Source organism: Mesorhizobium sp. M0217, from assembly GCF_040321955.1.
GTDB lineage: Bacteria > Pseudomonadota > Alphaproteobacteria > Rhizobiales > Rhizobiaceae > Mesorhizobium.
Genome location: NZ_JAMYSN010000030.1, coordinates 39,424 through 63,124 on the forward strand (window position 1 = coordinate 39,424; position 23,701 = coordinate 63,124).

The following is a 23,701-nucleotide window of genomic DNA, read 5'->3' on the forward strand; positions in this document are numbered from 1 at the left end:
AACCCTGCCGAAGCTTGACGTCCGGCCTGGCGCAGTATCGCGACAAATTATGCGCCGCGTCACGTCGTCCAATAGTTTGCCGCGTATTCAGGGGCTTATCGGGAAATCGGGACGCCGAAGACCGTTGCGAACCAGCGGCGGACCGCTTCTTCGGCCGGGCTCAGATGCGCGCCCGAAGGTGCGGTCAGATAGTGGCCGGCACCGCTCGACAGCGTAAAGCCGGACAGGGTAACGAGAGATCCTTCGCGCAGTGCCGCGTCGGCCAACGGTCGCGATCCCAGCACCATGCCGGCGCCGTGCTTCGCCGCCTCCAACGCGGTAACGAAACTGTCGAATTTGTGCGTGGGCCCGAGCGCCGGCTTCATCCGGGCGACGGCGAACCACTCGCCCCACATTTCCCGCGCGCCGACCACTGTAAGTCTCGGCAATCCTGTCCAATCCTTGGCCTTGGCGACATTTGGCGACGCCATCGGCGTTAAGGTTTCGCGGGTGAGGCGGTCGGCCTGCCGTCCGGCAAAGGAGCCGGAGCCAATGCCGAATCGGATGTCGAGACCCACAAAGCGCTCGCCGTAATCGGCCGGTGTGTGGATGGTCTCGATCTGCAGCTGGACGAAGGGCAGGTCCTTGGCCATTTGCGGCAGCTTCGGCGCGATCATCAGCACGGCAAACGAGATCGGCGAGCGTATCGTCACGCTCTGGACGGTCTTGGGTTCGAACAACTCGCGCGTGCTGTTGGCGATCACGGCAAAGGCCGATTGCAGATGCGGCAGGTAGGCGGCACCCTCCGGCGTCAATTCGACGCCGCGCGCCAGGCGGATGAACAGCGGCTGCTTCAACCGCTCTTCGAGAGAACGGATGTGCTGGCTGACCGCAGCCTGGGTCAGGCCAAGCTCGGCCGCGGCGGCGGTGAAATTCGACAGCCGCGCGGCGGCCTCGAAACTCCGCAGCCAGTCAAGCGGGGGCAAGGGCAGGGTTGTTTCAGTCATAAACCGTTTAGGGCCTCTGGCTGCAAAATGATAATTTGAGTTATGCCTTCGACATCATCACGATGCAACCGGAAACCCTGCGGAGTTGGCTGCGGGGCGCTGCGGACAGGAACGGATCCCCATGCTTAGCCAGGTGCTGATCGGCGACGAAGGAAGAACGATCGACCTCGGGTGGAAGGACGGCGCGCGCACTCGCTTTCACGCCATGTGGTTGCGCGACAATGCGCTCGACGACAAGACGCGTAGCGCCGGCAACGGCCAGCGGCTGATCACCATTCTCGACATTCCCATGCAGACATGGATCGGCGCAGCCGCGATCAAGGGCGATGCGCTTGAAGTCAGTTTCGAACCGGAGGGAAAGACGGTGCGCTTTCCTGCGGCATGGCTGAGCGCCAATGCCTATGACCGCGATGCCGCCCGACAGCCCGGCTGGACAGGCGAGGGCACCGTGCGATGGACCAGGGCCTCTATGCAGAATTCGGTGCCGCGCGCCGGCTATGTCGCGGCCAGCCGCGACCGCGCCGTCTTGCGGCAATGGCTGTCGGCGGTGAAGACCTACGGCTTCGCGGTGATGGACGATCTGCCGGCCGAATCCGGGGCGCTGTGCAAAGTGTCCGATCTGTTCGGCTATATCAGGGAGACCAATTACGGCCGCTGGTTCGAGGTGCGCGCCGAGGTCAATCCAACCAATCTGGCCTACACCAATCTTGGCCTGCAGGCGCATACCGACAACCCCTATCGTGATCCGGTGCCGACCTTGCAGATCCTGTCGTGTATCGAAAACACGGTCGAGGGCGGCGAATCCAGCGTCGTCGATGGTTTTGCCGTGGCGGCCGCGCTGCAGGCCGAAAACCCCGAAGGCTTCCGGCTGTTGAGTTCATACCCGGCGCGCTTCGAATATGCCGGCTCGTCGGGCGTGCGATTGCAGGCCAAGCGGCCGATGATCGAGCTCGGGCCGGATGGCGAACTCATCGCCATCCGCTTCAACAACCGCTCGCTGGCGCCGACCGTCGATGTGCCGTTCGCGGAGATGGAGGCCTACTACGCCGCCTATCGCCGGTTTGCCGAACTGATCGAGGATCCGTCCTTCGAAGTGACCTTCAAGCTCGAGGCGGGCCAGGCCTTCATCGTCGACAACACCCGCGTCATGCATGCCCGCAAGCAGTTCTCCGGCGCCGGCAAGCGCTGGCTGCAGGGCTGCTACGCCGACAAGGATGGCCTTTTGTCGACGCTGTCGGCGATCGAACACGAATTCAAGGAAGCAGCGGAATGAGCAGCCAGGATTTGAACGCGAGCAACATCGTCGAATTCATCGCCGATATTTTCGAACGCCGAGGGGCTGAATCCTATCTCGGCGAACCCGTCACCATGTCGGAGCACATGTTGCAGGGCGCCTGGTTCGCCGAAAAGGACGGCGCGCCCGATGTGCTGGTGGCGGCAGCACTGCTGCACGATATCGGCCACTACACCAGCGAGTTCGGCACCTATTCGCCCGACGATGTCGAGGACAAGCATCATGACGAAGCCGGCGGCGAGGTGCTGGCGCCGTTCTTTCCACCGGTGATCGTCGAATGCGTCAGGCTGCATGTCGCGGCCAAGCGCTACCTCTGCGCTACCGACCCCACCTATTTCGGCAGGCTGTCGCAGGCCTCGGTCCACACGCTGTCGCTGCAAGGCGGGCCGATGAATGCCGAAGAGGTGGCCGAGTTCCGCAAGAACCCGTTCCACGAGGAAGCGGTGCGGGTTCGCATCTGGGACGAGGCCGGCAAGATCGCCAACATGAAGACCCGGGCATTTCGCGACTACATGCCGCTGCTGCAGCGGGTTGTCCGCGACTTCGCCAATCGCGCCTGATCGCAATCCGGGGAAGGAACGGCATATGCACCGTTTCGACGGCAAACATGCGCTAACCGTATGCCGCCGCAGACTTGCCGCGAGCGTCTGCGTGCGCAGGCGCTCGCGCCTCGCTGCCGATCCCTACCGGTGACGAGCCTTGTCACCGCGGATTTTATTGCGACATCCGTCGGCGCGGCCCAAGATCAGTAGGTCAGACTTCGGTGTATATTTGACTCAGACGAAGGTCTGAGAATCGAGCTGCAAGCACGAAAGGAGAGTTTCCTCAGCGTTTGTGAGCCGCAATTTTGGGCTGTTCATTCTTGAATACCGTGACACATCATGATGTGATGGTGGCATGAATGGAGAAAGGCAGCCCCTGTTTTCATCCGTGCGTCGCCGGGCGTACTTTAGCTTGCGCGTATTCGCGGCGGTTGCGGTGACGATGCCGGTGCTTGGTCTGCGGTTGAGCCATGTCGACGGTTACAAGATCGAATTCGCCGCTGCCAGCGCCAAGAGCGGAAACAATGGCAATGGTAACGGTGGTGGCAACGGTAGTGGTAACGGTAATGGCTCAGGCGGCAACGCCGGGAATGGCAACGCCAACGGAAAGGGAAAAAATGGTGCCGGCGACAACGCCGCCGGTAGCCAAGCTCCCAGTAGCCAAGTCAATGCCGCTGGCGACACGGTGACGGTACAGGGCGCCAAAATCCAGGTCGTGCATCGCGATGGATTCAGCGAAAGCATCGAGGCCGGCCGCTTCACTATGAAGGATCCGCTTGGAAGGACAATTGTCGAACGCGCCGTAAGGGCCTCCGACATTGCTCGTCTGAAAGGGCTGTAACTGTTGGTTCGCCAACCAGCATCCGACCTTCAGACAAGCCCCGATCTCCCTATACAAGACCCGTTTTGGGCGCGTGCATAAGAATGGCTGCTTCGGTGCGGTTTCGCACCTTTAGCTTTTGAAATATCCGAGTCATGTGGTGTTTTACCGTTTTCTCCTGCAGGTTGAGACGTTTGGCGACTTCTTTATTGCTCAGTCCTTCGCCTACCAAGGAGATTATCCCAAGCTCGCGTCCCGAGAGATTGGCAACGAGATCGGTTGTGCGCTTTTCCGGCCGGATCAGTTCATTCAAAAGCTGCGCTGACAGGGTCGGCGAAACATATTTTTTTCCTGCGGCTATATAAGTCAGCACCTCGGCCAGCGATGCCGCCCCAATCCCTTTCAGCACATATCCGCGTACGCCCAGCCTGAGCGCCGTTGCCAAATCGGCGTTCGCCTCCGAGACGGTGAGCATGACGATCTTGCAGTCAGGCTGAGTTGCAAGAATATTTTCCGCTGCCGCCAGACCCCCTCCCGGCAAACTGATGTCTAGCAGCAATATGTCGGGATTTGCCAAGGCCGCAAGCTGTTCGGCATCCGTCGCGGTTTCGCCCGCACCAACGACTTCGAAGCCGCCGATTTCGGCGAGGCTGCGAGCCACACCCTCGCGAAACAGCGGATGATCATCAACAATGGCAATCCTTATGGGAGCGGTCATTTCTGGTCCTCGATGTTGAGCGTTATGGTCAGCCGGGTCCCCCTGGGGCTCGAAAAGGTCTCGAAGTGACCTCCGATACTTTCGATACGTTCCCTCATACCGGCGAGTCCAAGTCCTTCACACGATCCCGACTGGAATCCAGGGCCGTGATCAAGCACTTGAATGAGGAGCTTGCCCTGCGTCACTCTCGCCTTGACAGCCTGCCCCTTGCCCAGACCGTGTCGCCAGGCATTGTTCAGCCCCTCCTGCGCGAAGCGAAAGATGCTTATTTTCTCGGACGTCCCCAGGTCGGGCAGGCGAGATGGCAGTGAAAGCGATACGGAGGAGGCCGTCCGGCGTTCATGTTCGGCAACCGCAAGCCGCAATATCTCCGCGACTGTCGAAGCTTCGATCTGTGGCAGCACGAGGCCGGTGCAGATGGCGCGGATCTCCCGCATCGCCTCGTCCAACGTATGATGGATATCGGCGATCTCGGTCTTCCGGTGGCTTGGGGATGCGGCGGGATCGAGCAGCAGAGGGCTGTCCATGCGCAGCGCAGCCAGTGCGACCAGCTGAGCTGGACCGTCATGCAAATCAGACCCGATGCGACGCAAGTAACGCTCGTTGATTGCCGTTGCGCGGCGCGACGCCTGCTGGACGCGCTCCCGCAAAGCGGAATTCTGCTCCAAAAGCAACTGAAGTTCGGCCACTTGTGTCTCAAGCGCTGAACGCTGCGTTTCGATAGTGCTGCTGCCGCGAAGCACGATTCCCGAGAGCATCGCCAAGGCGACCGCGGTCGCGCCAGCCACGAGCAGCCAGCTCGACCATAGTGCCGAGTTTAAAGTGCCCTGAAGATCGTCGGCTATCTCGTAGAACTCGGAAACGGCCACAACATCGCCCGACCACGGCTCTCGAACCGGATTGTAGATCTCGAGCAGCGAGGCGGTGGGGCTCTTCCGTTCCTTCCTTTCATTTTCGTCCAGATCATTGAATTGCGCCACCACGTTTCCACCGAACGCATGCAGCAAGTTCGCATTTGGCTCGAAGGTCTGGCCGATAAGAGCCGCGTCTTTGGCGTACAGCACCTTGCCATCACGCCGCCAAAGCACGAACGACGCCAGTTTTTTGCCGAGAGCACCCTGGTCCAGGGTTTCATCGAGCGCCCGTTTAACGGTGTCGCTGAGCTGCTGGCTTTTGCGCATATCCGGCAGGATTGGCGCGATGACACTGTCGACGTAAAGCGCGGTCGTGCTTGCAGAGTTGCGGATCACTCCATCTCGTATTTGCGAGGTGACCCATAGGCCGACGACCAGCATCAGCGACAGCAGCCCAATGCTTCCGACTATGATGAACTGCCAAGCCAACGATAGCCTGTTCCAGTTTTGATAGAGACTATCAATGTAGCGCACGTCTCAACCGACCCCGCGACTTTGGCCGCGCCAAAATGCCTAAGCCATCCTACATCTAGAACGGTCGATGGTGCGAGCAAGCGCTAGGTTGAATTGCCGGGGAAACCGCAATTTCAGGGCATGATCCCACCGCCACCCGCGGGGAACGGCGGTGGGATCAGCGTTACTGTATGATCTTGACGATCTTCCGCGTGCCGGGGTCGACCAGCACGGTTCGCCCGTCGACCACAACGTAGCGATACTTGACGCTCGGCACTTCATGCAGTTCCACCGTGTCGGGAATGGCGGTCCCCACGTTCAATTCGACACCTGGAATCTTCACCGACGCAAGGGGCTGCTTTTTCACGTATTCGCGCACAACCGTTTCCTGCTCCGGCGCGATGATGACGTCTTGAGCGGCAACTACGCCCGCGCTCGCGAGCAGCAAGAATCCGGCAATTGCGGTCGACTGGTACATGGTCGTCATGATTCTCTCCTTCATCAACGCTCATGCATCTTGCGCGAGCTCGATTCCGATACGGTGGTTGTTGGTGAGGTTGATGCACACCGCAAGCCGAACGGGCTTTTCGCGGCTGCGTTCCCGCGTGGGGCTTCGGTCCGGGCGTCATCGGGCCAATGGACTATAGGGAGAGGGACCAAAGTCTGGTGCCAGGCTGTAGAGGTCCTAGAGCCTCCTCAGGGCGGAACACAGGGTTCTCGGCATCGTTGAGATCAGCACTTGTGGGAGGCGTTAATGGACAACAGCGTCCATCAGGCACGATGGTTGCTCTTGCCTGTTTTCGGGGTAGCCATCCTGGTCATGACGACGGGAGTACTTCTAAGCTTGTGAGGCTGGTGTCATCGCTATGGGATCACAAGCTCAGAAAAAAGCAAAAATCTTGCGTTGCATTAATTTTTTGATGCAATTTGTAGCTGATTGTTGGCAAAACTACTGCCTACATTTATTGGTCTTCTTAGAAGCCCGATTTTATTCGCAAAATGCGGAACAAAGTATTTTTGACAGAGTTGGCTAGGCTGAGGGACCGACTCTTTAAGGAGAAAGCAGATGAAACATGTGTTGATCACGAGCATGATTGCGCTTGGCGTCGGGTGCGGCGCCGCGATCGCCCAGACCCAGGCTGTGCAGCCGAGCGGCGGCGACAACTGCGCCGCTGGCGCGGCCGATTGCCAGAAGGGCGGCAAGGCCGGCGAACAGGCGCAAGGCAAGATGAAGTCACAGACCGATCAGAATGCACAGGGCCAGGCTGGCGCCACGACCGATCAGCAGGCTCAGAGCAAAGCCAAGCTCAAGACGGATGAACAGGCACAGGGCAAGGCCGGGACCAGTACCGAGCAGAATGCTCAGGGTCAGGCCGGCGCCACGACCGATCAGCAGGCTCAGGGCAAGGCCAAGCTCAAGACGGATGAACAGGCCCAGGGCAAAGCCGGGACCAGCACCGAGCAGAATGCTCAGGGCCAGACCGGCACCAGCACCGAGAAGCAGGCTCAGGGCAAGGCCAAGCTCAAGACGGATGAACAGGCCCAAGGCAAGGCCGGGACCAGCACCGAGCAGAACGCTCAGGGCCAGACCGGCACCAGCACCGAGAAGCAGGCTCAGGGCAAAGCCGGGACCAGCACCGAGCAGAACGCTCAGGGCCAGACCGGCACCAGCACGGACCAGCAGGCCCAGGGCAAAGCCGGGACCAGCACCGAGCAGAACGCTCAGGGCAACACAAACGTCCAGACCGACCAGGGCAATACGGCCTCGATCAACAACGTGACAGTCGAGCAGAAGACGCAGGTCACGCAGATCATCCACGAGACCAGGGTTGAGCCGGTGAAGAACGTCGACTTCGACATTTCGGTCGGCATCGAGGTGCCGCGGCACAAAGTGCGCCTGCACCGTCTGCCGGCGCGCATTGTCAAGATCGTCCCGGCTTACGAATCCTATGAGTACTTCGTGCTGGCCGACGGGCGCATCGTCATCGTCGACCCGGATACGTACAAGATCGTGCTGATCCTGACGTGACACGGCAGTGGCTCTTGTTCCCGGCGCGGTGCGATTGAGGGGTATCGTATGCGCCGCGGTGGCCCGCCGACCAGAGGCGGCGGGCCACTTGCTTTGTCTTTCGCATCGCGCGTTTTTCCCGTTGACACCTTGCCTTTCACCCTCGTAGTGTCCGCCACGATGAAAAAGGCACTCATTCTCGTAGGAAAGCGCGTGGGCAAGGCGGTGTAACCGCCGGGCGAAAACCTCCCATGCGCAACACACAGGCTCCCATCGGGGGCCTTTTTTATTGCCCGAAACACGACTAAACGACCAGCAATCGCCTCATGGCTAGAAGTACGGGACCAGACCGATGAGCAACGGACAGAACGAACGGCGCGAAATGCCAAACAGGGAAATGACTGGCGCCGAAATGGTGGTGCAGGCGCTGAAGGACAATGGCGTCAAGCATGTCTTCGGCTATCCCGGCGGCGCGGTGCTTCCGATCTATGACGAAATCTTCCAGCAGGACGAGGTCGAGCACATCCTCGTCCGCCACGAGCAAGGCGCAGGGCATGCGGCCGAAGGCTATGCCCGCTCGACCGGCAAGGCCGGCGTCATGCTGGTGACCTCCGGCCCGGGCGCCACCAATGCGGTGACGCCGCTGCAGGATGCGCTGATGGATTCGATCCCGCTGGTCTGCCTGACCGGGCAGGTGCCGACTTCGCTGATCGGCTCCGACGCGTTCCAGGAGTGCGACACGGTCGGCATCACGCGCCCCTGCACCAAGCACAACTGGCTGGTGAAGGACGTCAACGAATTGGCCGCCACCATCCATGAGGCCTTCCATGTCGCGACGACCGGCCGCCCCGGCCCGGTGGTGGTCGACATTCCGAAGGATGTGCAGTTCGCCAAAGGCATCTATGTGCCGCCGCAGGCGGCGCCGCGCACCAGCTACCAGCCGAAGGTCCAGGGCGACCTGGAAAAGATCAAGGCCGCCGTCGAACTGATGGCCAGCGCCAAGAAGCCGATCATCTATTCGGGCGGCGGCGTCATCAACTCCGGTCCGGAGGCCAGCCATCTTCTGCGCGAACTGGTCGACCTCACCGGCTTCCCGATCACCTCGACGCTGATGGGCCTCGGCGCGTATCCGGCATCGGGCAAGAACTGGATGGGCATGCTGGGCATGCACGGCACTTATGAAGCCAATATGGCGATGCATGATTGCGACGTGATGATCTGCATCGGCGCGCGCTTCGACGACCGCATCACCGGACGGCTGACCGCCTTCTCGCCCAACTCGAAGAAGATCCACATCGACATCGATCCATCGTCGATCAACAAGAACGTGCACACGGAAGTGCCCATCATCGGCGATGTCGGCCGGGTGCTGGAGGACATGGTGCGGCTGTGGCGGGCGAGCGCCAAGGCCGACAAGAAGGCGCTCCATCCCTGGTGGGAGCAGATCGCCAAATGGCGCGCGCGTGACTCGCTCGCGTTCAAGATGAACCACGATGTGATCATGCCGCAATATGCCATCCAGCGGCTCTACGAACTGACCAAGGACATGGACACCTACATCACCACCGAGGTCGGCCAGCACCAGATGTGGGCGGCGCAGCACTATCATTTCGAGAAGCCGAACCGCTGGATGACGTCGGGCGGGTTGGGCACGATGGGCTACGGTCTGCCGGCTGCGCTCGGCGTGCAGATCGCGCACCCGGATGCGCTGGTCATCGACATCGCAGGCGATGCCTCGGTGCAGATGACGATGCAGGAGATGAGCGCGGCGGTGCAGCACAATGCGCCGATCAAGATCTTCATCCTCAACAACCAGTATATGGGCATGGTGCGCCAGTGGCAGCAGCTGCTGCACGGCAACCGTCTGTCGCATTCCTACACCGAAGCGATGCCCGACTTCGTCAAGCTGGCCGACGCATATGGCGGCCATGGCATTCGCTGCGAGAAGCCGGACGAGCTGGACGATGCGATCAAGGAGATGATCGCGGTGAAGAAGCCGGTGCTGTTCGATTGCCGGGTGGCGACGCTCGCCAACTGCTTCCCGATGATCCCGTCGGGCAAGGCGCATAATGAAATGCTCCTGCCCGACGAGGCGACCGACGAAGCCGTGGCCAACGCCATCGACGCCAAGGGCAGGGAACTGGTCTAGGTCCAAGCCGGGGCAGGGCTGTCGCGAGAAGCCGTGCGCAAACAGAGAATTAGCTCAAAGTCTGAAATCGAGATTCATGTCATGAACGCACAGCTTCAACCGACCGGCTCCGCCTATTTCATCGCCAAGGAAACGGAAAAGCCGGAGAACCACACGCTCTCCGTGCTGGTCGACAATGAGCCCGGTGTGCTTGCCCGGGTCATCGGCCTGTTTTCCGGCCGCGGTTATAACATCGAGAGCCTCACCGTCTCCGAGACCGAACACGAGAAGCACCTGTCGCGCATCACCATCGTGACGCGCGGCACGCCGCATGTGCTGGAGCAGATCAAGCACCAGCTCGAACGCATCGTACCGGTGCATCGCGTCGTCGATCTCACCGTGCGCTCGCACGAGTTCGGCCAGGAGCGGCCGCTGGAACGCGAGTTGGCGCTGGTCAAGGTCGCCGGCACCGGCGAAGCCCGCGTCGAGGCGCTGCGTCTGGCGGACGCTTTTCGCGCTTCGGTCATCGACGCCAACACCGAGCACTTCATCTTCGAGATTACCGGCAAGGGTTCGAAGCTCGACCAGTTCATCGCCATCATGAAGCCGCTCGGCCTGGTCGAGATCTGCCGCACCGGCGTGGCGGCGATGAACCGCGGCCCGCAAGGGATGTAGTCTCAGTCCAACTATTTTACCGGCTTGGGATCGACCTTGCCGCTCGCCAGATTCTTACTCTCCCTTTTGATCGGGCGCGATACCGGACAGACGTCCTGGACGAAGCCGTTCAGCGTGTTAACCAGATTGTTCTGGACCAGCGAGTAGCGGATGAATTGTCCCTGCCGCTCCCTGGCGATGAGGCCGGCCGTCTCCAGGATGCTCAGATGCTGCGAGATCGACGGCTTCGACATGTCGAAGCGCGCCGCGATCTCGCCCGCGGTCAGCGAGGAGTGGGCGAGATAGGCGAGGATCTTGCGCCTCGGCTGCGATGACAGCGCCTCGAACACGCGCTGTATGGCGCTGCTTGCCCCGATAGCCGTGTCGCCATCCGCTGCATTGTCTTCGATCACAGCCTGCCTCTGTCGTTTCGCTTCCGGTATTTAGTCTATTGCCTAAATACCTAAATCGGAATAGTAGATAGTTAGCTTATTGCCTAAATAAGCGCCGGCGCGCCGGAAGGCAAGGCTCTTTGGTCCGGAAATGTTTCCTGCAGAGGAGGGGTACCGATGAAGACCATATCCACAGGCAGAATGATCTCGCAGCCCTTGAGCGATGCCGAAGATGGCGAGGTCGTCTGGATGCCGGCCAAGTCGATCTGGGTCGGTGCGATGACGCTGATTGCGTTGGTGTTCGGGCCGCTGACCTTCAGCTGGAGCGCTTTCGCCCTGTTCGTAGCGACGACGGCGGTGACGATCTGCGCCGGACACTCGGTCGGCATGCATCGCCTGCTCATCCATCGCTCGTTCAAGGTTCACATCTGGCTCAAACACGCGCTGGTCTATCTCGGCACGCTCGTCGGCATGGCCGGTCCGTTCGGCATGATCTATGCGCATGACATACGAGACTGGGCGCAGCGCCAGACGGCTTGTCACGACCTGCACGCCCACCGCCGGCCTTTCTTCACCGACGCTTTCTGGCAAATGCATTGCGCCGTAGCGTTGCGCAATCCGCCTGACTTCGTCATCGAGCCGTCGATCAGAAACGACCGCTTCTACAAATTCGTCGAGCGGACCTGGATGCTGCAGCAACTGCCGTGGGCGATCCTTTTCTTGCTCCTCGGCGGGTGGAGCTGGGTGGTCTGGGGCATTGCGGTGCGTATCTCCGTGTCGCTGACCGGGCATTGGCTGGTCGGGCATTTCGCACATCGCAGCGGGCAGCAGGGCTGGCGCGTCGATGGCGTTGCCGTGCAGGGCTACAACCTGCCGCGTTTCGGCCTGGTGACCTTTGGCGAGAGTTTCCACGGCAATCACCATGCGTTTCCCGAATCCGCAAAGCTTGGCCTGGAACGCGGGCAGATCGATCTCGGCTGGCTCTTCATCCGCATCCTGGCTGCCCTCGGCCTCGCGCATGGCGTGAAGCTTCCCGGGAACACGCCGAGGCGCAAAGGCCTGCGGCGTGTGGCTGGCCGTCAGGAGGCCGCCGCCGCTCCCAGCCTGTTGTCGGCGCGGGCCCACGGCAGGTAGACTGTGCCGGCCTGGCTGGCTCGGGATAGGCGGATCACGGCGGAGCGCTTTGGACCAATGGAATGAGGTTGCGTCCAGCGCTCTGTCGATTTAAGTCAGCATTGCTGACCTTTGTGAGCCGTCATGACCCTCGACGCTTTCCTTGCCCTTTTGGTCTACGCCTTCGTGACCTCGATCACGCCGGGGCCGAACAACCTCATGCTCTTGGCGTCGGGCGTGAATTTCGGCCTGGTCAGAACCATTCCGCATATGCTGGGCATCAGCATGGGTTTCCTGGTGCTGTTGCTTGCTGTCGGCCTTGGCCTGGGCGCGGTGCTTACGGCGTTTCCGGCCTTGCACACCGGATTGAAGATCGCCGGCGCTGCCTATCTGCTCTATCTCGCCTGGAAGATCGCCATGTCGCGCTCGCTGTCCAGCAAGGGTGAGACGGAGGCACGGCCGATGCGGTTCATCGAGGCAGCCGCATTCCAGTGGGTCAATGCGAAAGCCTGGGTGATGGCGATCACCGCCATGGCCGTCTACTCCAATCCGGACCACCCGTTCCTGTCGGTGGCGCTGATCGCGATCGCCTTCACCGTCGTCAACCTGCCGAGCGTCTCGATGTGGGCCGGTTTCGGCACAGCGCTGCGCGGGTTCCTGTCGGATCCGGTGCGGCTGAAATGGTTCAACATCGCCATGGGCGTGCTCTTGGCGGCGACGCTCTGGCCGATGCTGAAATAGACGCATCCCGCCTGAGATCTCAACCGCATCCTGGCTGGTTTTCCGACTGCTGAGCCGGCTGCATAGTCATTGTGCAGTGCACATTAAATCTTCGTAATGCCGTGTTTTGGCCCTTTTCCGACAAATGTGCGTCCTATCTACTTCGGCGAGATCGCGGCAAGGCGCCGTGATTGCGTAGAATGAGACCACCGGGTTCGGCGTGTCGGATCATAGGGCTTTTAGTCGATGCGCGGTAAAGTCGTTCTGGCGGTGGTGGTGGCAGCGGCCTGTGTCGCCGCGGCATGGGTCTATTTTTCGCCGGCGGCGATGAGCAGTCTGCAGCAGATGCTGCCGGGCGCCAGGCAGACGGCAGCGGCGGACAAGCCGGCTGGATCGGACAAGGCTTCGGCCGACAAGGCAGGGGGCAAATCCGGCGCCGGCGGCAATGCCGCCCGTTCGGCCTCGATCGTCTCGGCCACCGCGACAACGGCCGATTTTCCGATCCGCCGTTACGCCATCGGCTTCGTGTCTTCGCCGGCCGTGGTCAACATCAACGCCCGCGTGTCCAGCCAGATCGTATCGATCGACGTCAGGGACGGCCAGATGGTGAAGGCCGGCGACCTGCTGTTCTCGCTCGACGACAGGGCGCTCAAGGCGCAGCTTGCCAAGGATCAGGCGACGCTCGCCAAGGACCAGGCGCTGCTAACCAGTTCGGGCTCCGACCTTCAGCGCGCCAAGGATCTCGTCGCCAAGCAGGCCGGCACGCAGCAGACTTACGATCAGGCGGTGGCGGCGCAAAAGGCTGCCGCGGCGACGGTCGATGCCGACAAGGCGACGATCGACGCCGACAATGTCCAGCTCGGCTTTGCCAGCATCAAGGCGCCGATTGCCGGCCGGCTGGGCGCGGTCAACGTTTCGGTCGGTGACCTCGTCACCTTGAGCAACGGCAACTCGAGCACGGCCACGCCGCTGGTGACGATCACCGAGATGGATCCGCTGCAAGTCAACTTCAACCTGCCGGAGAGCAACCTGGCGCTGCTGCACAAGGCGCTGGCCAACCCGCAGCAAGGCGCGGTGACGCTGACCAAGGATGGCGATCCGACGCCGATCGGCAACGGCACGCTCGACTTCGTCGATTCCAGCGTCGACACCGCGTCCGGCACCATCGCGACACGGGCGAGCATTCCCAACGCCGATCTTTCACTGTGGCCCGGGCAATATGTGAATGTCGTGCTCGACGCTGGCATCATGCCGCAGATGACATCCATCCCGACCGTTGCCGTGCAGCCCAGCCAAAAGGGACCGTTCGTCTATGTCGTCAAGCCCGACAACACGGTCGAGATGCGACCGGTGCAGGTGGCGCTGACCGAAGGCGAAAACAGCGCCATCAGCGAGGGCGTCAAATCAGGCGAGAAGGTGGTGGTCGAGGGCCAGACCAGGCTGAAGGACGGCGCCGCCATTCACGAAGGCAAGGCGGCCGGCGGTGATCAAGCTGCTCCCAAGGTCGCCGAGGCCGGCAAGGCGGCTGCCCAATGATTTCCGAATTCTGCATACGCAGGCCTGTCGCCACGCTGCTGATGTCGTTCGCCCTCGTGCTGGGCGGGCTGTTCGCCTACAAGTTCCTGCCGGTGGCGGCGCTGCCGAGCGCCGAATTCCCGGTCGTCAACGTCTCGGCCACCCTGGCCGGCGCTTCGCCCGAAACCATGGCCACTTCGGTGGCGACGCCGCTGATCAAGCAGTTCGCCACCATTGCCGGCATCGATTCGATCTCGACCAGCAATTCGCTGGGACGCACCTCGATCGCCATCCAGTTCGTGCTCAACAGGGATATCGACGCTGCCGCCGCCGATGTGCAGGCAGCGATCGCGCGCACGCAGCGCCAGCTGCCGCCCGAGATGACGGCGCCGCCGAGCTATCGCAAGGTCAATCCGGCCGACGCGCCGATCCTTTTGATGTCGCTGGTCAGCGACACGGTTCCGCTCACCGACCTCGACGCCTTCGCCGAAAACGTCATCTCGCCCTCGCTGTCGACCATCGACGGCGTGGCGCAGGTGTCGATCTTCGGCCAGCAGAAATATGCGGTGCGCGTGCAGATCGATCCGACCGCACTTGCCGCGCGCGGCATTTCGATCGATCAGCTGCAGACGGCGATCGCCTCGGCCAACTCAAACACGCCGCTTGGCGTGTTGCAGAACGACAAGCAGCAGCTGACCATCACGGCCAATACGCAGCTCACCGATGCCGCCGGGTTCTCCAACCTCATCATCGCCACCAAGAACGGCCATCCGGTGCGGCTGGGCGAGGTGACCCGCGTCATCGACTCGGTCGAGACCACGACGACTGCAAGCTGGTATGACGGCACGCGCGCCATCATCCTGGCGGTGCAGCGCCAGCCCGACGCCAACACCGTCGACGTCGTCGACAAGGTCAAGGCGATGCTGCCGTCGTTCAGGGATCAGATGCCGGCCGCAGCCGACATAAAGCTGCTCAACGACCGCTCGACCTCGATCCGCCAGGCCGTCGACGACGTCCAGTTCACGCTGCTTCTGACCATCGCTTTGGTGGTGATGGTGATCTTCGTCTTCCTGCGCCGGGTGACTGCAACCATCATTCCGGCCGTGGCGGTGCCGATCTCGTTGATCGCGACGCTCGGCGCCATGTTCCTGTTCGGCTTCTCCATCGACAACATCTCGCTGATGGGCCTGACGCTCGCAGTCGGCCTCGTCGTCGACGACGCCATCGTCATGCTGGAAAACATCTTTCGCCACATGGAGGAGGACGGTCTCTCGGCCTTCGATGCCTCGCTGAAGGGCGCGCGCGAAATCGGCTTCACCATCATCTCGATCTCGATCTCGCTGGTGGCGGTGTTCATCCCCGTGCTTCTAATGGGCGGCGTCATCGGCCGCATCTTCAACGAATTCGCCGTCGTGGTGACGGTCGCCATCCTGGCTTCGATGTTCGTGTCGCTGACACTGACGCCAATGCTGTGTTCGCGCTTGCTGTCGGTGACCAAGGCCGATCGCGACAAGCATGCCCCCGGCCACAAGCAGGATATCGTCACCCGCGGCTATGACCGGCTTTTGACCTTCTGCCTGCGCCACACTTTTCTGGTGTTCCTCGTCTTCGCCGGCACGGCGGCAGGGTCGGTCTGGCTGATCGAGGTCTCGCCGAAAGGCTTTTTCCCGCAAGAGGATATCGGCCAGATCTCGGTTACGACGATCGCCAGGCAGGACATCTCCTACGACGCCATGGTCAAGCTGCAGAACCAGGCGGCAAGTGTCTTCTCGCATTCGCCCTATGTCTCGCATGTCGCCTGGTCAGCCGGCGGCGGCAACAATGCGCTGAACCAGGGCCAGCTCTATGTGCAGCTGAAGGACAAGAGCCAGCGCCCCGACATCGACAAGGTGCTGTCGGATCTGCGGCGGCAACTGGCCACTGTGCCGGGGATCGATGCCTATATGCAGCCGGTGCAGAACCTGCGGCTTGGCGCGCGTTCTTCCGCCAGCGCCTACCAGCTCGTCGTTCAGGGCCTCGATACCGGCTTGACCGACACATGGGCGCAAAAGCTCGACGATGCGATGGCGGCCGATCATGCGAATTTCACCGACGTCACCAGCGATTTGCAGAACAATTCATTGCAGGCGACGCTGGTGGTCGATCGCGACAAGGCGGCCTCGCTCGGCATCGACACCGACACGCTGCGCTCCAGTCTCTATGGCGGCTTCGGCACGGAGCAGGTCTCGACGATCTTCGGCTCGGCCGACAGCTACGAAGTCATCATGGAGCTCGATCCCAACATCGAATGGTCGCCCGAGCGCATGCTGGCCATCCAGGTCAGGACGGCAAGCGGCAGCCTGGTGCCGCTCGGCGCCTTTGCCCGCGTCGACCGCACCGCCGGCGCGCTGACGGTCAACCAGCTCGGCCAGCTGCCGGCGGTGACCATCTCCTACAACCTGCCGCAAGGCGTGGCGCTGGGCGACAGCACGGCCCGCATCGCCGCGCTGAAGGAGCAGATCGGCATGCCGCCGGCGATTTCGACCAGCTTTGCCGGCACCGCCAAGACCTTCCAGGATTCGCTGGCCAATCAGGGCCTGCTGATCGGCGGCGCCGTTCTGACCATCTATATCGTACTCGGCATCCTCTATGAGAGCTTCATCCATCCGCTGACCATTCTGACCGGCCTGCCTTCGGCGGTGCTGGGCGCGGTGGTCGCGCTGCGCTTTGCCGGCATGGACCTGTCGGTGATCGCGGTGATCGGCATCCTGATGCTGATCGGCATCGTCAAGAAGAACGGCATCATGATGGTCGACGTCGCGCTGGAGCTGCGACGAGAAGGCATGTCGGCCAAGGAGTCCATACACAAGGCGTGCCTGATGCGTTTCAGGCCGATCATGATGACGACGTTGGCGGCGCTGATGGGCACGTTCCCGATCGCGCTCGGCACCGGCGCCAGTGCTGAGCTGCGCCAGCCGCTCGGTGTCGCGGTCGTCGGCGGGCTGCTCGCTTCCCAGGCGCTGACGCTGTTCGTCACCCCTGTCATCTATGTCTATTTCGAGAATTTCTCCGGCTGGCTGGTGAGCTTCTTCTCTTCGAAAAAGAACAGGCCGGAGCTGCATGCGGTCGAGAGCGGCGAGCAGGCCTCGCTGTTCGCTCCCGAGGATCGGCTCGAGCCGCAAAGGGCCGCCGCCGAATAGGCGATAGCCCGTGGCCCAAGCTGTCATGCTTGCGGCCGCGTGCCGCCGATCCTAATCTGAGGTCATGTCCCATGATCATGACCACGACAACGAACTCGACCCGTTTGCGGCGCGCGTGCGCGCGCTGGAGACCATCCTCACCGAAAAAGGCCTGATCGATCCGGCCGCGATCGACGTCATCGTCGACACCTATGAGACCAAGATCGGACCCCGCAACGGCGCCAGGGTGGTGGCGAAAGCCTGGAGCGATCCGGCCTATGCCGAGTGGCTGAAGCGCGATGCGACGGGAGCGATCGCGTCGCTGAGCTATAGCGGCCGCCAGGGCGAGCACATGCAGGCGGTGTTCAACACGGACGAGACGCACAACCTCGTCGTCTGCACGCTGTGCTCCTGCTATCCGTGGTCGGTGCTCGGGCTGCCGCCGGTCTGGTACAAGGCGCCGCCCTATCGCTCGCGGGCGGTGATCCATCCCCGCGGCGTGCTCGAAGAGTTCGGGCTGACCTTGCCGGCGGAGAAAAACATCCGCGTCTGGGATTCGACTGCCGAACTGCGCTATCTCGTGGTGCCGATGCGGCCTGGCGGTACCGAAGGCTGGAGTGAGGACCAGCTCGCCGAACTGGTGAGCCGCGATGCGATGATCGGCACGGCGGTGGCGAGAGAACCGGCATGAACGGGCCGCAGGATCTCGGTGGGCAGATGGGTTTCGGGCCGGTCGCGCCCGAAAAGGACGAACCGTATTTTCATGCGGATTGGGAGAGGCGGGCGCTCGGCGTGACGCTGACTGCCGGCGCCATGGGCGCGTGGAACATCGACGAGAGCCGGCACGCCAGGGAATCGCTGCATCCGGCCGTCTATTATTCCTCAAGCTACTACCAGATATGGATCAAAGCGCTCGAGGTGCTGCTGAAGCGCCATGGCTTCGTCAGCGAGCGCGATCTGACGGAAGGTCGGGCGGTCGATCCGGCGGCGACGCCCAAAAGGGTGTTGAAGGCCGAAAACGTTCCGGCGGTGCTGGCCAAGGGCAGTCCCTGCGACCGGCCGGTCGAGACAGCGCCGCGCTTCAAGGCCGGCGACCCGGTGCGGACAAGGAATTTCAATCCCACCGCCCACACGAGGCTGCCGCGTTATGCGCGCGGCAAGCACGGAGTTATCGAGGCCGTGCGTGACGGTTTTGTGTTCCCCGACAGCAACGCGCATGGCAACGGTGAAAACCCGCAATGGGTCTATACCGTGGTCTTCGATGGCTCGGAAATCTGGGGCGAGGGCGCCGACCCGACGCTGACCGTCTCGATCGATGCCTGGGAGAGCTATCTTGAGCCGGCCTGAAGGTGCATTGCCGGCGGGTCTGGACGAACCGGTATTCGCCGAACCCTGGCAGGCCGAAGCCTTCGCCATGGCGGTGGCGCTGCATGACAAGGGCCTGTTTTCGTGGAGCGAGTGGGCCGATGCGCTGTCGGCGCAAGTGAAGAAGCCGGGCGCCGCAAGCGACGGCCACGACTACTACGAGCATTGGCTGGCTGCGCTGGAGACGCTGCTGGCGGCCAAGGGCGTCGCGGGAAAAAGTGACGTCGACACGCTCGCCGCCGCCTGGGAACGCGCCGCGCATGCAACCCCGCACGGCAAGCCGATTTTGTTGGAGAACGATCCGGGGCCGACCAGAGGTAGCGGCGGCGGCGCGAACATATAGTCCGCCTGTGGTTGGTGTTTGAAATCTGGCGGCCGATACAACTAATTTTCGACGACCATGCCTTCGTCGTCCGCATAGACAAACGCCTCAACGACGGCGAAGCGGCCACGGTTTTGGAAATGGCGACGAAGTCGTTGTCACCCAAGTGGAGGATCACTTGCTCGTCGCTGATGGTAACACGTTCTATGGTTCTGGCATTTTCGTCACTCAGACAGGCCGTGACCTCGGTATATATCGCGAACCCTGCGTCATCCGACAAGGAGACAACGATGCCATAACCAGGTTCGCCGATTTCGATCTTCTTTATCGACTTTCCGATCAGCCTGTCTGCGAACGACCTCATCAATATCCTCGCTTATAGGTGTCTGCGCCGATCTGCATCTCGATCATGTCCGTGATAGTGGCATTGCCCGATCTAGGTTCAAGTGCCTGAACTCAAATCGTTCGTTATCCGCTTGCATGTTCACTTTACGTTCGCATTTGCGCCTGCTAGTTTGTCCCGTTGAAGGTGAGGCAATCCCACCGTTTTAAGCGGTGGTTGGCACCAAGCTTGTCTTTCTCTCGCGAATCCGGTCTGTCGAACCGATGGAATTCTCTCCCCAACAGGATGAGGCGTTGAAGGCGGTGGCGCGCTGGCTGAAAGAGGGCCGGCCGCAGGTCTTCCGGCTGTTCGGCTATGCCGGCACCGGCAAGACCACGCTGGCGCGCTATTTTGCCGAGCATGTCGACGGGCAGGTGCAGTTCGCCGCCTTCACCGGCAAGGCGGCGCAGGTGCTGCGTTCCAAGGGCGCGGTCAATGCCCGCACCATCCATTCGTTGATCTACCGGCCGAAGGGCGAGGAATCGGTGTCGGACGAGGTGACCGGCAAGACCTCGATGTCGCCGACCTTCTCGCTCAATCGCCAAAGCCCTATTTCACGGGCGAAGCTGGTGGTCATCGACGAATGCTCGATGGTCGACGAGCAGCTTGGCCGCGACCTTCTGAGTTTTGGCACGCCGATCCTGGTGCTTGGCGATCCGGCGCAGCTACCGCCGATCTCGGGCGGCGGCTTTTTCACCGAGCATGAGCCGGATGTGCTCTTGACCGAAATCCACCGCCAGGCGCGCGACAATCCGATCATCCAGCTGGCGCTCGACGTGCGCGAGGGCCGCGAGTTCATGCGTGGCGACTACGGCACCGCGCAGGTCATCGGCAAGGAGGACGTCACCCAGGAGCTGGTGCTGAAGGCGGACCAGGTGTTGGTCGGCACCAACCGCACACGCCGCCGCTACAATCAGCGCCTGCGCGAGCTGAAGGGTTTCAATGCCGATTATCCGCAGGCCGGCGACAAGCTGGTCTGCCTGCGCAACGACCCCGCCAAGGGCCTGCTCAACGGTTCGCTGTGGAAGGTGATGACCTCGTCGCGCGAGACGGTGAAGCCGGGTATCAACCTTCTGGTCTCGCCCGAGGAGGACGATCCCGACCGCGGCGTCGCCAAGATCAAGCTGCTCAAGTCGGCTTTCGAGGATCCGGACGCCGATATCCCCTGGCAGCAGAAGAAGCGCTTTGACGATTTCGACTATGGCTACGCGCTGACCGTGCACAAGGCGCAGGGTTCGCAGTGGAACGACGTCGTGCTGTTCGACGAGAGCTGGGCGTTCAAGGAAACCCGCCAGCGCTGGCTTTATACCGCCATCACGCGGGCGGCAGAGCGGCTGACGATTGTTAGATAACTGGCGTTGGATAGCTGGCGTTAGATAGCCGGCGTCAGGTAGCAGCCGGCGCAGCAGGGCTGAGTGGCGTCGCACCCAGCCATTGCCAGGCATCCGCTTCGTCCTCGGCCGCGAAGTGCCTGAACTCGATGGGTGGCGAAGCCGGAAGGAAGTTCCGCGCATCCGCTATCCAGTCCGGCTCACCGATCGTCGCGCACCGGGCGATATGCTCTAGCGCATGAACCGTACCTTGTTTCAGCGTCTCGTCGTCCATATCGATCCAGTCGACGCCCTCATGGTCGACCAGCCGCACCAAGACGTCGATCCTCGGGTGCAGCGCGTAGGCAGCCTCCAGCAATCCGAACAGATTTTCGCCGTCGGCTGCCGATACATGGCCGACGACGTCGATGGCGAAAAGGTCCTCACGGTCGGTTTCGAGGCGGCGGATCGCGGGCACGGATTGGAGAAAATTCATTGGCTGGGTTCCCCCTTGCGAGCAGATGTCATCACTGGAACACCCGAAAGCCCCTGTCTGTTCCCATCAAAGGCAGTATAGATGCGCTGCACAAACAGCCGGACCTCACGCCATGCCCGCGAAACTCTCGGTCAATCTCAACGCCATCGCCATGCTGCGCAACCGCCGCGACCTGCCGTGGCCGAGCGTCACCGGGCTCGGCCGCCTGGCGCTGGCGGCCGGCGCGCACGGGCTGACGGTTCATCCGCGGCCCGACGAGCGCCACACCAGGCATTCCGACCTGCCGGAGATCCGGGCGCTGATCGACGACGAGTTTCCCAAGGCGGAATTCAACATCGAGGGCTACCCGACCGAGGATTTTCTGGCGCTTGTGGAAAGACACCAGCCGGAGCAGGTGACGCTGGTGCCCGACGATCCGGCGCAGGCGACATCGGACCATGGCTGGAACTTTGCCGCCGAGGCGGCGTTCCTTATCCCGATCGTCAAGCGTCTGAAAAAAGGGGGCTTCCGCGTGTCGCTGTTTTCCGATCCGGATCCCACCGGCGTCAATGCCGCGCGCGACACCGGCGCCGACCGCATCGAGCTCTATACCGGGCCCTACGGCAGCTATCATTCCGATTCCGCCAAGGCGCGGAAGGAGCTGGAAAGATTGGGAAAAACCGCGGATGCCGCACTCGCCGCCGGGCTCCAGGTCAATGCCGGGCACGATCTGGTGGTGAACAACCTTCCGGCATTGGCAAAGCGCATTCCGGCATTGGCCGAAGTGTCTATCGGACACGGGTTGACAGCCGATGCGTTGGAGTATGGCATGGCCGGCACGGTGGGGCGGTTTCTGAAGGCTTGCGGTTGGTAGCGGTGGTAGGCTCGTGTCGAAGGTGATATCGCATGACAGCAAGCAAGGCGCACCGCGCGGTGATCGGGGAGTAGTCGATGGCTCTTTCCAGCATCGGTAGCGAGGCTGAACCCGTCGAACAACCGAACCACTCCCAAACTGAACAGCACAGCACCAAAGTTCTGATGCTGGGCGCGCTTGGCGTCGTCTATGGCGATATCGGCACCAGCCCGATCTATGCCTTCCGCGAGGCGCTTCACGCTTCGCCTGGTACCGACACGCGTATAGATGTCCTGGGCGTGCTGTCGCTGATCGTCTGGGCGCTGACGATTATCGTCACCATAAAATACGTCGCTTTCGTGCTTCGCGCCGACAACAAGGGCGAGGGCGGCACGCTGTCCCTGATGGCGCTGGCGCGCAGCGCCTATCCAAAAGGCGCCAAGCTTATCCTCGGCATCGGACTTTGCGGGGCGTCGCTTTTTTTCGGAGACGCTATCATAACTCCGGCCATTTCCGTGCTGTCGGCAGTTGAGGGCCTGGAAGTGGTGACACCGACGCTGGAGGCCTATGTCGTTCCGATCACCTTGGTCATCCTGGCATTTCTGTTCTCCGTGCAGCGCTTCGGCACGGGGAAGGTGGCGGCAGTATTCGGGCCGGTGACGGCGCTATGGTTCCTGGCCATCGGCGTTTCCGGGCTCTACCATCTGATGGATGATCCTTCGGTGCTGTTGGCGATCAACCCGTATTATGCGATCGCCTACTTAGCCGGCACGCCGACCGCCGCTTTCGTGACCGTTGGTGCAGTGTTCCTGGCGGTAACGGGGGCCGAGGCGCTTTATGTCGACCTTGGACATTTCGGGCGCAAGCCGATCGTGCTCGCGTGGTTTTCCGTGGTGTTTCCTTGCCTGCTGCTCAACTACTTCGGCCAGGGCGCCTTTGTATTGGCGAATGGCGGCAGGCCGACCAATCCATTCTTCGAGATGTTGCCGGATTGGGCGCTGATGCCAATGGTCGGCTTGGCAACGGCCGCCACCGTGATCGCCAGTCAGGCGGTGATCTCGGGTGCTTTTTCGCTGGCACGTCAGGCAGTGCAACTCAACCTGCTGCCCCGCATCGAGGTGCAGCACACGTCCGAAATGCAGAGCGGCCAGATTTATATGCCGCGCGTCAACCTGCTCATCGCCATGGGAGTGATGCTGCTGGTTGTCGGCTTCGGCAGCTCGAGTTCGCTGGCTTCCGCTTACGGAATTTCGGTGACCGGCGAGATGCTGATGACAACCATTCTGCTGTTCGTTGTCATGCGCAATTTGTGGAAATGGCAGCTTGGGCTCGCCCTGGCATTGGCGCTGCTGTTCGGCACCATCGACATGGGTTTCTTCCTGGCGAATGTCGTCAAGATCGTGGAAGGCGGATGGGTGTCAATATCCGTTGCCTGCCTCATGGGGCTGATCATGACCACCTGGATACGCGGCAGCCGCTATCTCTTCGACAAGACCCGGCGCAACGAAATCCCGCTCGATTTCCTCGCCGGCAATCTGCTGAAGAAGAAGCCGCAGCTGGTGTCCGGCACCGCCGTGTT

General features: G+C 61.8%; 22 protein-coding genes. 16 read left to right on the plus strand and 6 right to left on the minus strand.

Features of this window, described 5'->3' with window-relative positions; all coding sequences use genetic code 11:
• Nucleotides 1-95 precede the first annotated feature (95 nt).
• Nucleotides 96-986 (minus strand): LysR family transcriptional regulator, encoded by an 891-nt coding sequence (locus NKJ18_RS28775; protein WP_023668343.1) that lies wholly within the window; start codon nucleotides 984-986, stop codon nucleotides 96-98.
• A gap of 121 nt (nucleotides 987-1,107) precedes the next feature.
• Between NKJ18_RS28775 and tmpA the strand changes: the two genes are divergently transcribed.
• From tmpA to NKJ18_RS28790, 3 genes are all read left to right on the plus strand, one after another.
• Entirely contained in the window at nucleotides 1,108-2,259 is a 1,152-nt protein-coding gene (gene tmpA / locus NKJ18_RS28780; RefSeq protein WP_023712477.1) for a 2-trimethylaminoethylphosphonate dioxygenase, read from the plus strand.
• Complete coding sequence (gene tmpB, locus NKJ18_RS28785) at nucleotides 2,256-2,840, plus strand: (R)-1-hydroxy-2-trimethylaminoethylphosphonate oxygenase (protein WP_023707734.1); 585 nt, start codon at nucleotides 2,256-2,258, stop codon at nucleotides 2,838-2,840. Before tmpA ends, tmpB begins: the two co-directional genes overlap by 4 nt.
• Before the next feature lie 394 nt (nucleotides 2,841-3,234).
• A complete protein-coding gene (locus NKJ18_RS28790) occupies nucleotides 3,235-3,663 on the plus strand; it encodes a hypothetical protein (RefSeq protein WP_023731683.1) in 429 nt (142 codons plus the stop codon).
• Between the two features lie 49 nt (nucleotides 3,664-3,712).
• Here NKJ18_RS28790 and NKJ18_RS28795 read toward each other — a convergent pair whose 3' ends face one another.
• From NKJ18_RS28795 to NKJ18_RS28805, 3 genes are all read right to left on the minus strand, one after another.
• Nucleotides 3,713-4,360, minus strand: a complete 648-nt coding sequence (locus NKJ18_RS28795; RefSeq protein WP_023668347.1) for a LuxR C-terminal-related transcriptional regulator — start codon at nucleotides 4,358-4,360, stop codon at nucleotides 3,713-3,715.
• On the minus strand, nucleotides 4,357-5,748 hold the full coding sequence (locus tag NKJ18_RS28800; protein ID WP_023690914.1) for a sensor histidine kinase: 1,392 nt from the start codon (nucleotides 5,746-5,748) through the stop codon (nucleotides 4,357-4,359). Before NKJ18_RS28800 ends, NKJ18_RS28795 begins: the two co-directional genes overlap by 4 nt.
• Nucleotides 5,749-5,911: 163 nt before the next feature.
• Complete coding sequence (locus NKJ18_RS28805) at nucleotides 5,912-6,214, minus strand: DUF1236 domain-containing protein (RefSeq protein ID WP_023731684.1); 303 nt, start codon at nucleotides 6,212-6,214, stop codon at nucleotides 5,912-5,914.
• Between the two features lie 579 nt (nucleotides 6,215-6,793).
• Between NKJ18_RS28805 and NKJ18_RS28810 the strand changes: the two genes are divergently transcribed.
• From NKJ18_RS28810 to ilvN, 3 genes are all read left to right on the plus strand, one after another.
• Entirely contained in the window at nucleotides 6,794-7,756 is a 963-nt protein-coding gene (locus NKJ18_RS28810; protein WP_352761007.1) for a DUF1236 domain-containing protein, read from the plus strand.
• A 331-nt stretch (nucleotides 7,757-8,087) separates the two neighbouring features.
• Entirely contained in the window at nucleotides 8,088-9,884 is a 1,797-nt protein-coding gene (locus NKJ18_RS28815; protein WP_023668351.1) for an acetolactate synthase 3 large subunit, read from the plus strand.
• Nucleotides 9,885-9,965: 81 nt separating this feature from the next.
• Nucleotides 9,966-10,538, plus strand: a complete 573-nt coding sequence (gene ilvN, locus NKJ18_RS28820) for an acetolactate synthase small subunit (protein ID WP_023668352.1) — start codon at nucleotides 9,966-9,968, stop codon at nucleotides 10,536-10,538.
• An 11-nt stretch (nucleotides 10,539-10,549) separates the two neighbouring features.
• On the opposite strand, the gene NKJ18_RS28825 is transcribed toward ilvN, so the two are convergent.
• Nucleotides 10,550-10,930 carry a metalloregulator ArsR/SmtB family transcription factor gene (locus tag NKJ18_RS28825; RefSeq protein ID WP_023702997.1) on the minus strand — a complete coding sequence of 127 codons (381 nt, stop codon included), beginning with the start codon at nucleotides 10,928-10,930 and terminating at the stop codon, nucleotides 10,550-10,552.
• A 156-nt stretch (nucleotides 10,931-11,086) separates the two neighbouring features.
• Here NKJ18_RS28825 and NKJ18_RS28830 point away from each other — a divergent pair, with 156 nt between their 5' ends.
• The 8 genes from NKJ18_RS28830 (at nucleotide 11,087) to NKJ18_RS28865 (ending at nucleotide 20,836) form a co-directional block, all read left to right on the plus strand.
• Nucleotides 11,087-12,043: an acyl-CoA desaturase gene (locus NKJ18_RS28830; protein ID WP_023714739.1), complete on the plus strand. Its 957-nt coding sequence runs from the start codon at nucleotides 11,087-11,089 to the stop codon at nucleotides 12,041-12,043.
• 123 nt (nucleotides 12,044-12,166) lie between these two features.
• Nucleotides 12,167-12,763 carry a LysE family translocator gene (locus NKJ18_RS28835; protein WP_352761009.1) on the plus strand — a complete coding sequence of 199 codons (597 nt, stop codon included), beginning with the start codon at nucleotides 12,167-12,169 and terminating at the stop codon, nucleotides 12,761-12,763.
• A gap of 225 nt (nucleotides 12,764-12,988) precedes the next feature.
• Nucleotides 12,989-14,278, plus strand: coding sequence for an efflux RND transporter periplasmic adaptor subunit (locus NKJ18_RS28840; protein WP_023805518.1), 1,290 nt, complete (start codon nucleotides 12,989-12,991; stop codon nucleotides 14,276-14,278).
• Nucleotides 14,275-17,436, plus strand: a complete 3,162-nt coding sequence (locus tag NKJ18_RS28845; RefSeq protein WP_352761012.1) for an efflux RND transporter permease subunit — start codon at nucleotides 14,275-14,277, stop codon at nucleotides 17,434-17,436. Before NKJ18_RS28840 ends, NKJ18_RS28845 begins: the two co-directional genes overlap by 4 nt.
• A 64-nt stretch (nucleotides 17,437-17,500) precedes the next feature.
• Complete coding sequence (gene nthA / locus NKJ18_RS28850; RefSeq protein WP_023751649.1) at nucleotides 17,501-18,106, plus strand: nitrile hydratase subunit alpha; 606 nt, start codon at nucleotides 17,501-17,503, stop codon at nucleotides 18,104-18,106.
• Nucleotides 18,103-18,762 carry a nitrile hydratase subunit beta gene (nthB, locus tag NKJ18_RS28855; protein WP_023744643.1) on the plus strand — a complete coding sequence of 220 codons (660 nt, stop codon included), beginning with the start codon at nucleotides 18,103-18,105 and terminating at the stop codon, nucleotides 18,760-18,762. Before nthA ends, nthB begins: the two co-directional genes overlap by 4 nt.
• Nucleotides 18,749-19,123: a nitrile hydratase accessory protein gene (locus tag NKJ18_RS28860; RefSeq protein WP_352761016.1), complete on the plus strand. Its 375-nt coding sequence runs from the start codon at nucleotides 18,749-18,751 to the stop codon at nucleotides 19,121-19,123. Before nthB ends, NKJ18_RS28860 begins: the two co-directional genes overlap by 14 nt.
• 585 nt (nucleotides 19,124-19,708) lie before the next feature.
• The gene (locus tag NKJ18_RS28865) at nucleotides 19,709-20,836 is read left to right on the plus strand and encodes an ATP-dependent DNA helicase (RefSeq protein ID WP_023668361.1); all 1,128 of its coding nucleotides are present in this window, start codon (nucleotides 19,709-19,711) and stop codon (nucleotides 20,834-20,836) included.
• A 34-nt stretch (nucleotides 20,837-20,870) separates the two neighbouring features.
• Here the strand turns inward: NKJ18_RS28865 and NKJ18_RS28870 are convergent, their stop codons facing one another.
• The gene (locus NKJ18_RS28870; protein WP_023682069.1) at nucleotides 20,871-21,290 is read right to left on the minus strand and encodes a SpoIIAA family protein; all 420 of its coding nucleotides are present in this window, start codon (nucleotides 21,288-21,290) and stop codon (nucleotides 20,871-20,873) included.
• A 112-nt stretch (nucleotides 21,291-21,402) separates the two neighbouring features.
• Between NKJ18_RS28870 and NKJ18_RS28875 the strand changes: the two genes are divergently transcribed.
• Together NKJ18_RS28875 and NKJ18_RS28880 are read left to right on the plus strand one after the other, a co-directional pair.
• Nucleotides 21,403-22,143 carry a pyridoxine 5'-phosphate synthase gene (locus NKJ18_RS28875; protein ID WP_023690926.1) on the plus strand — a complete coding sequence of 247 codons (741 nt, stop codon included), beginning with the start codon at nucleotides 21,403-21,405 and terminating at the stop codon, nucleotides 22,141-22,143.
• A 77-nt stretch (nucleotides 22,144-22,220) separates the two neighbouring features.
• On the plus strand, nucleotides 22,221-23,701 hold a 1,481-nt coding region (locus NKJ18_RS28880), incomplete at its 3' end, for a potassium transporter Kup (protein WP_352761019.1).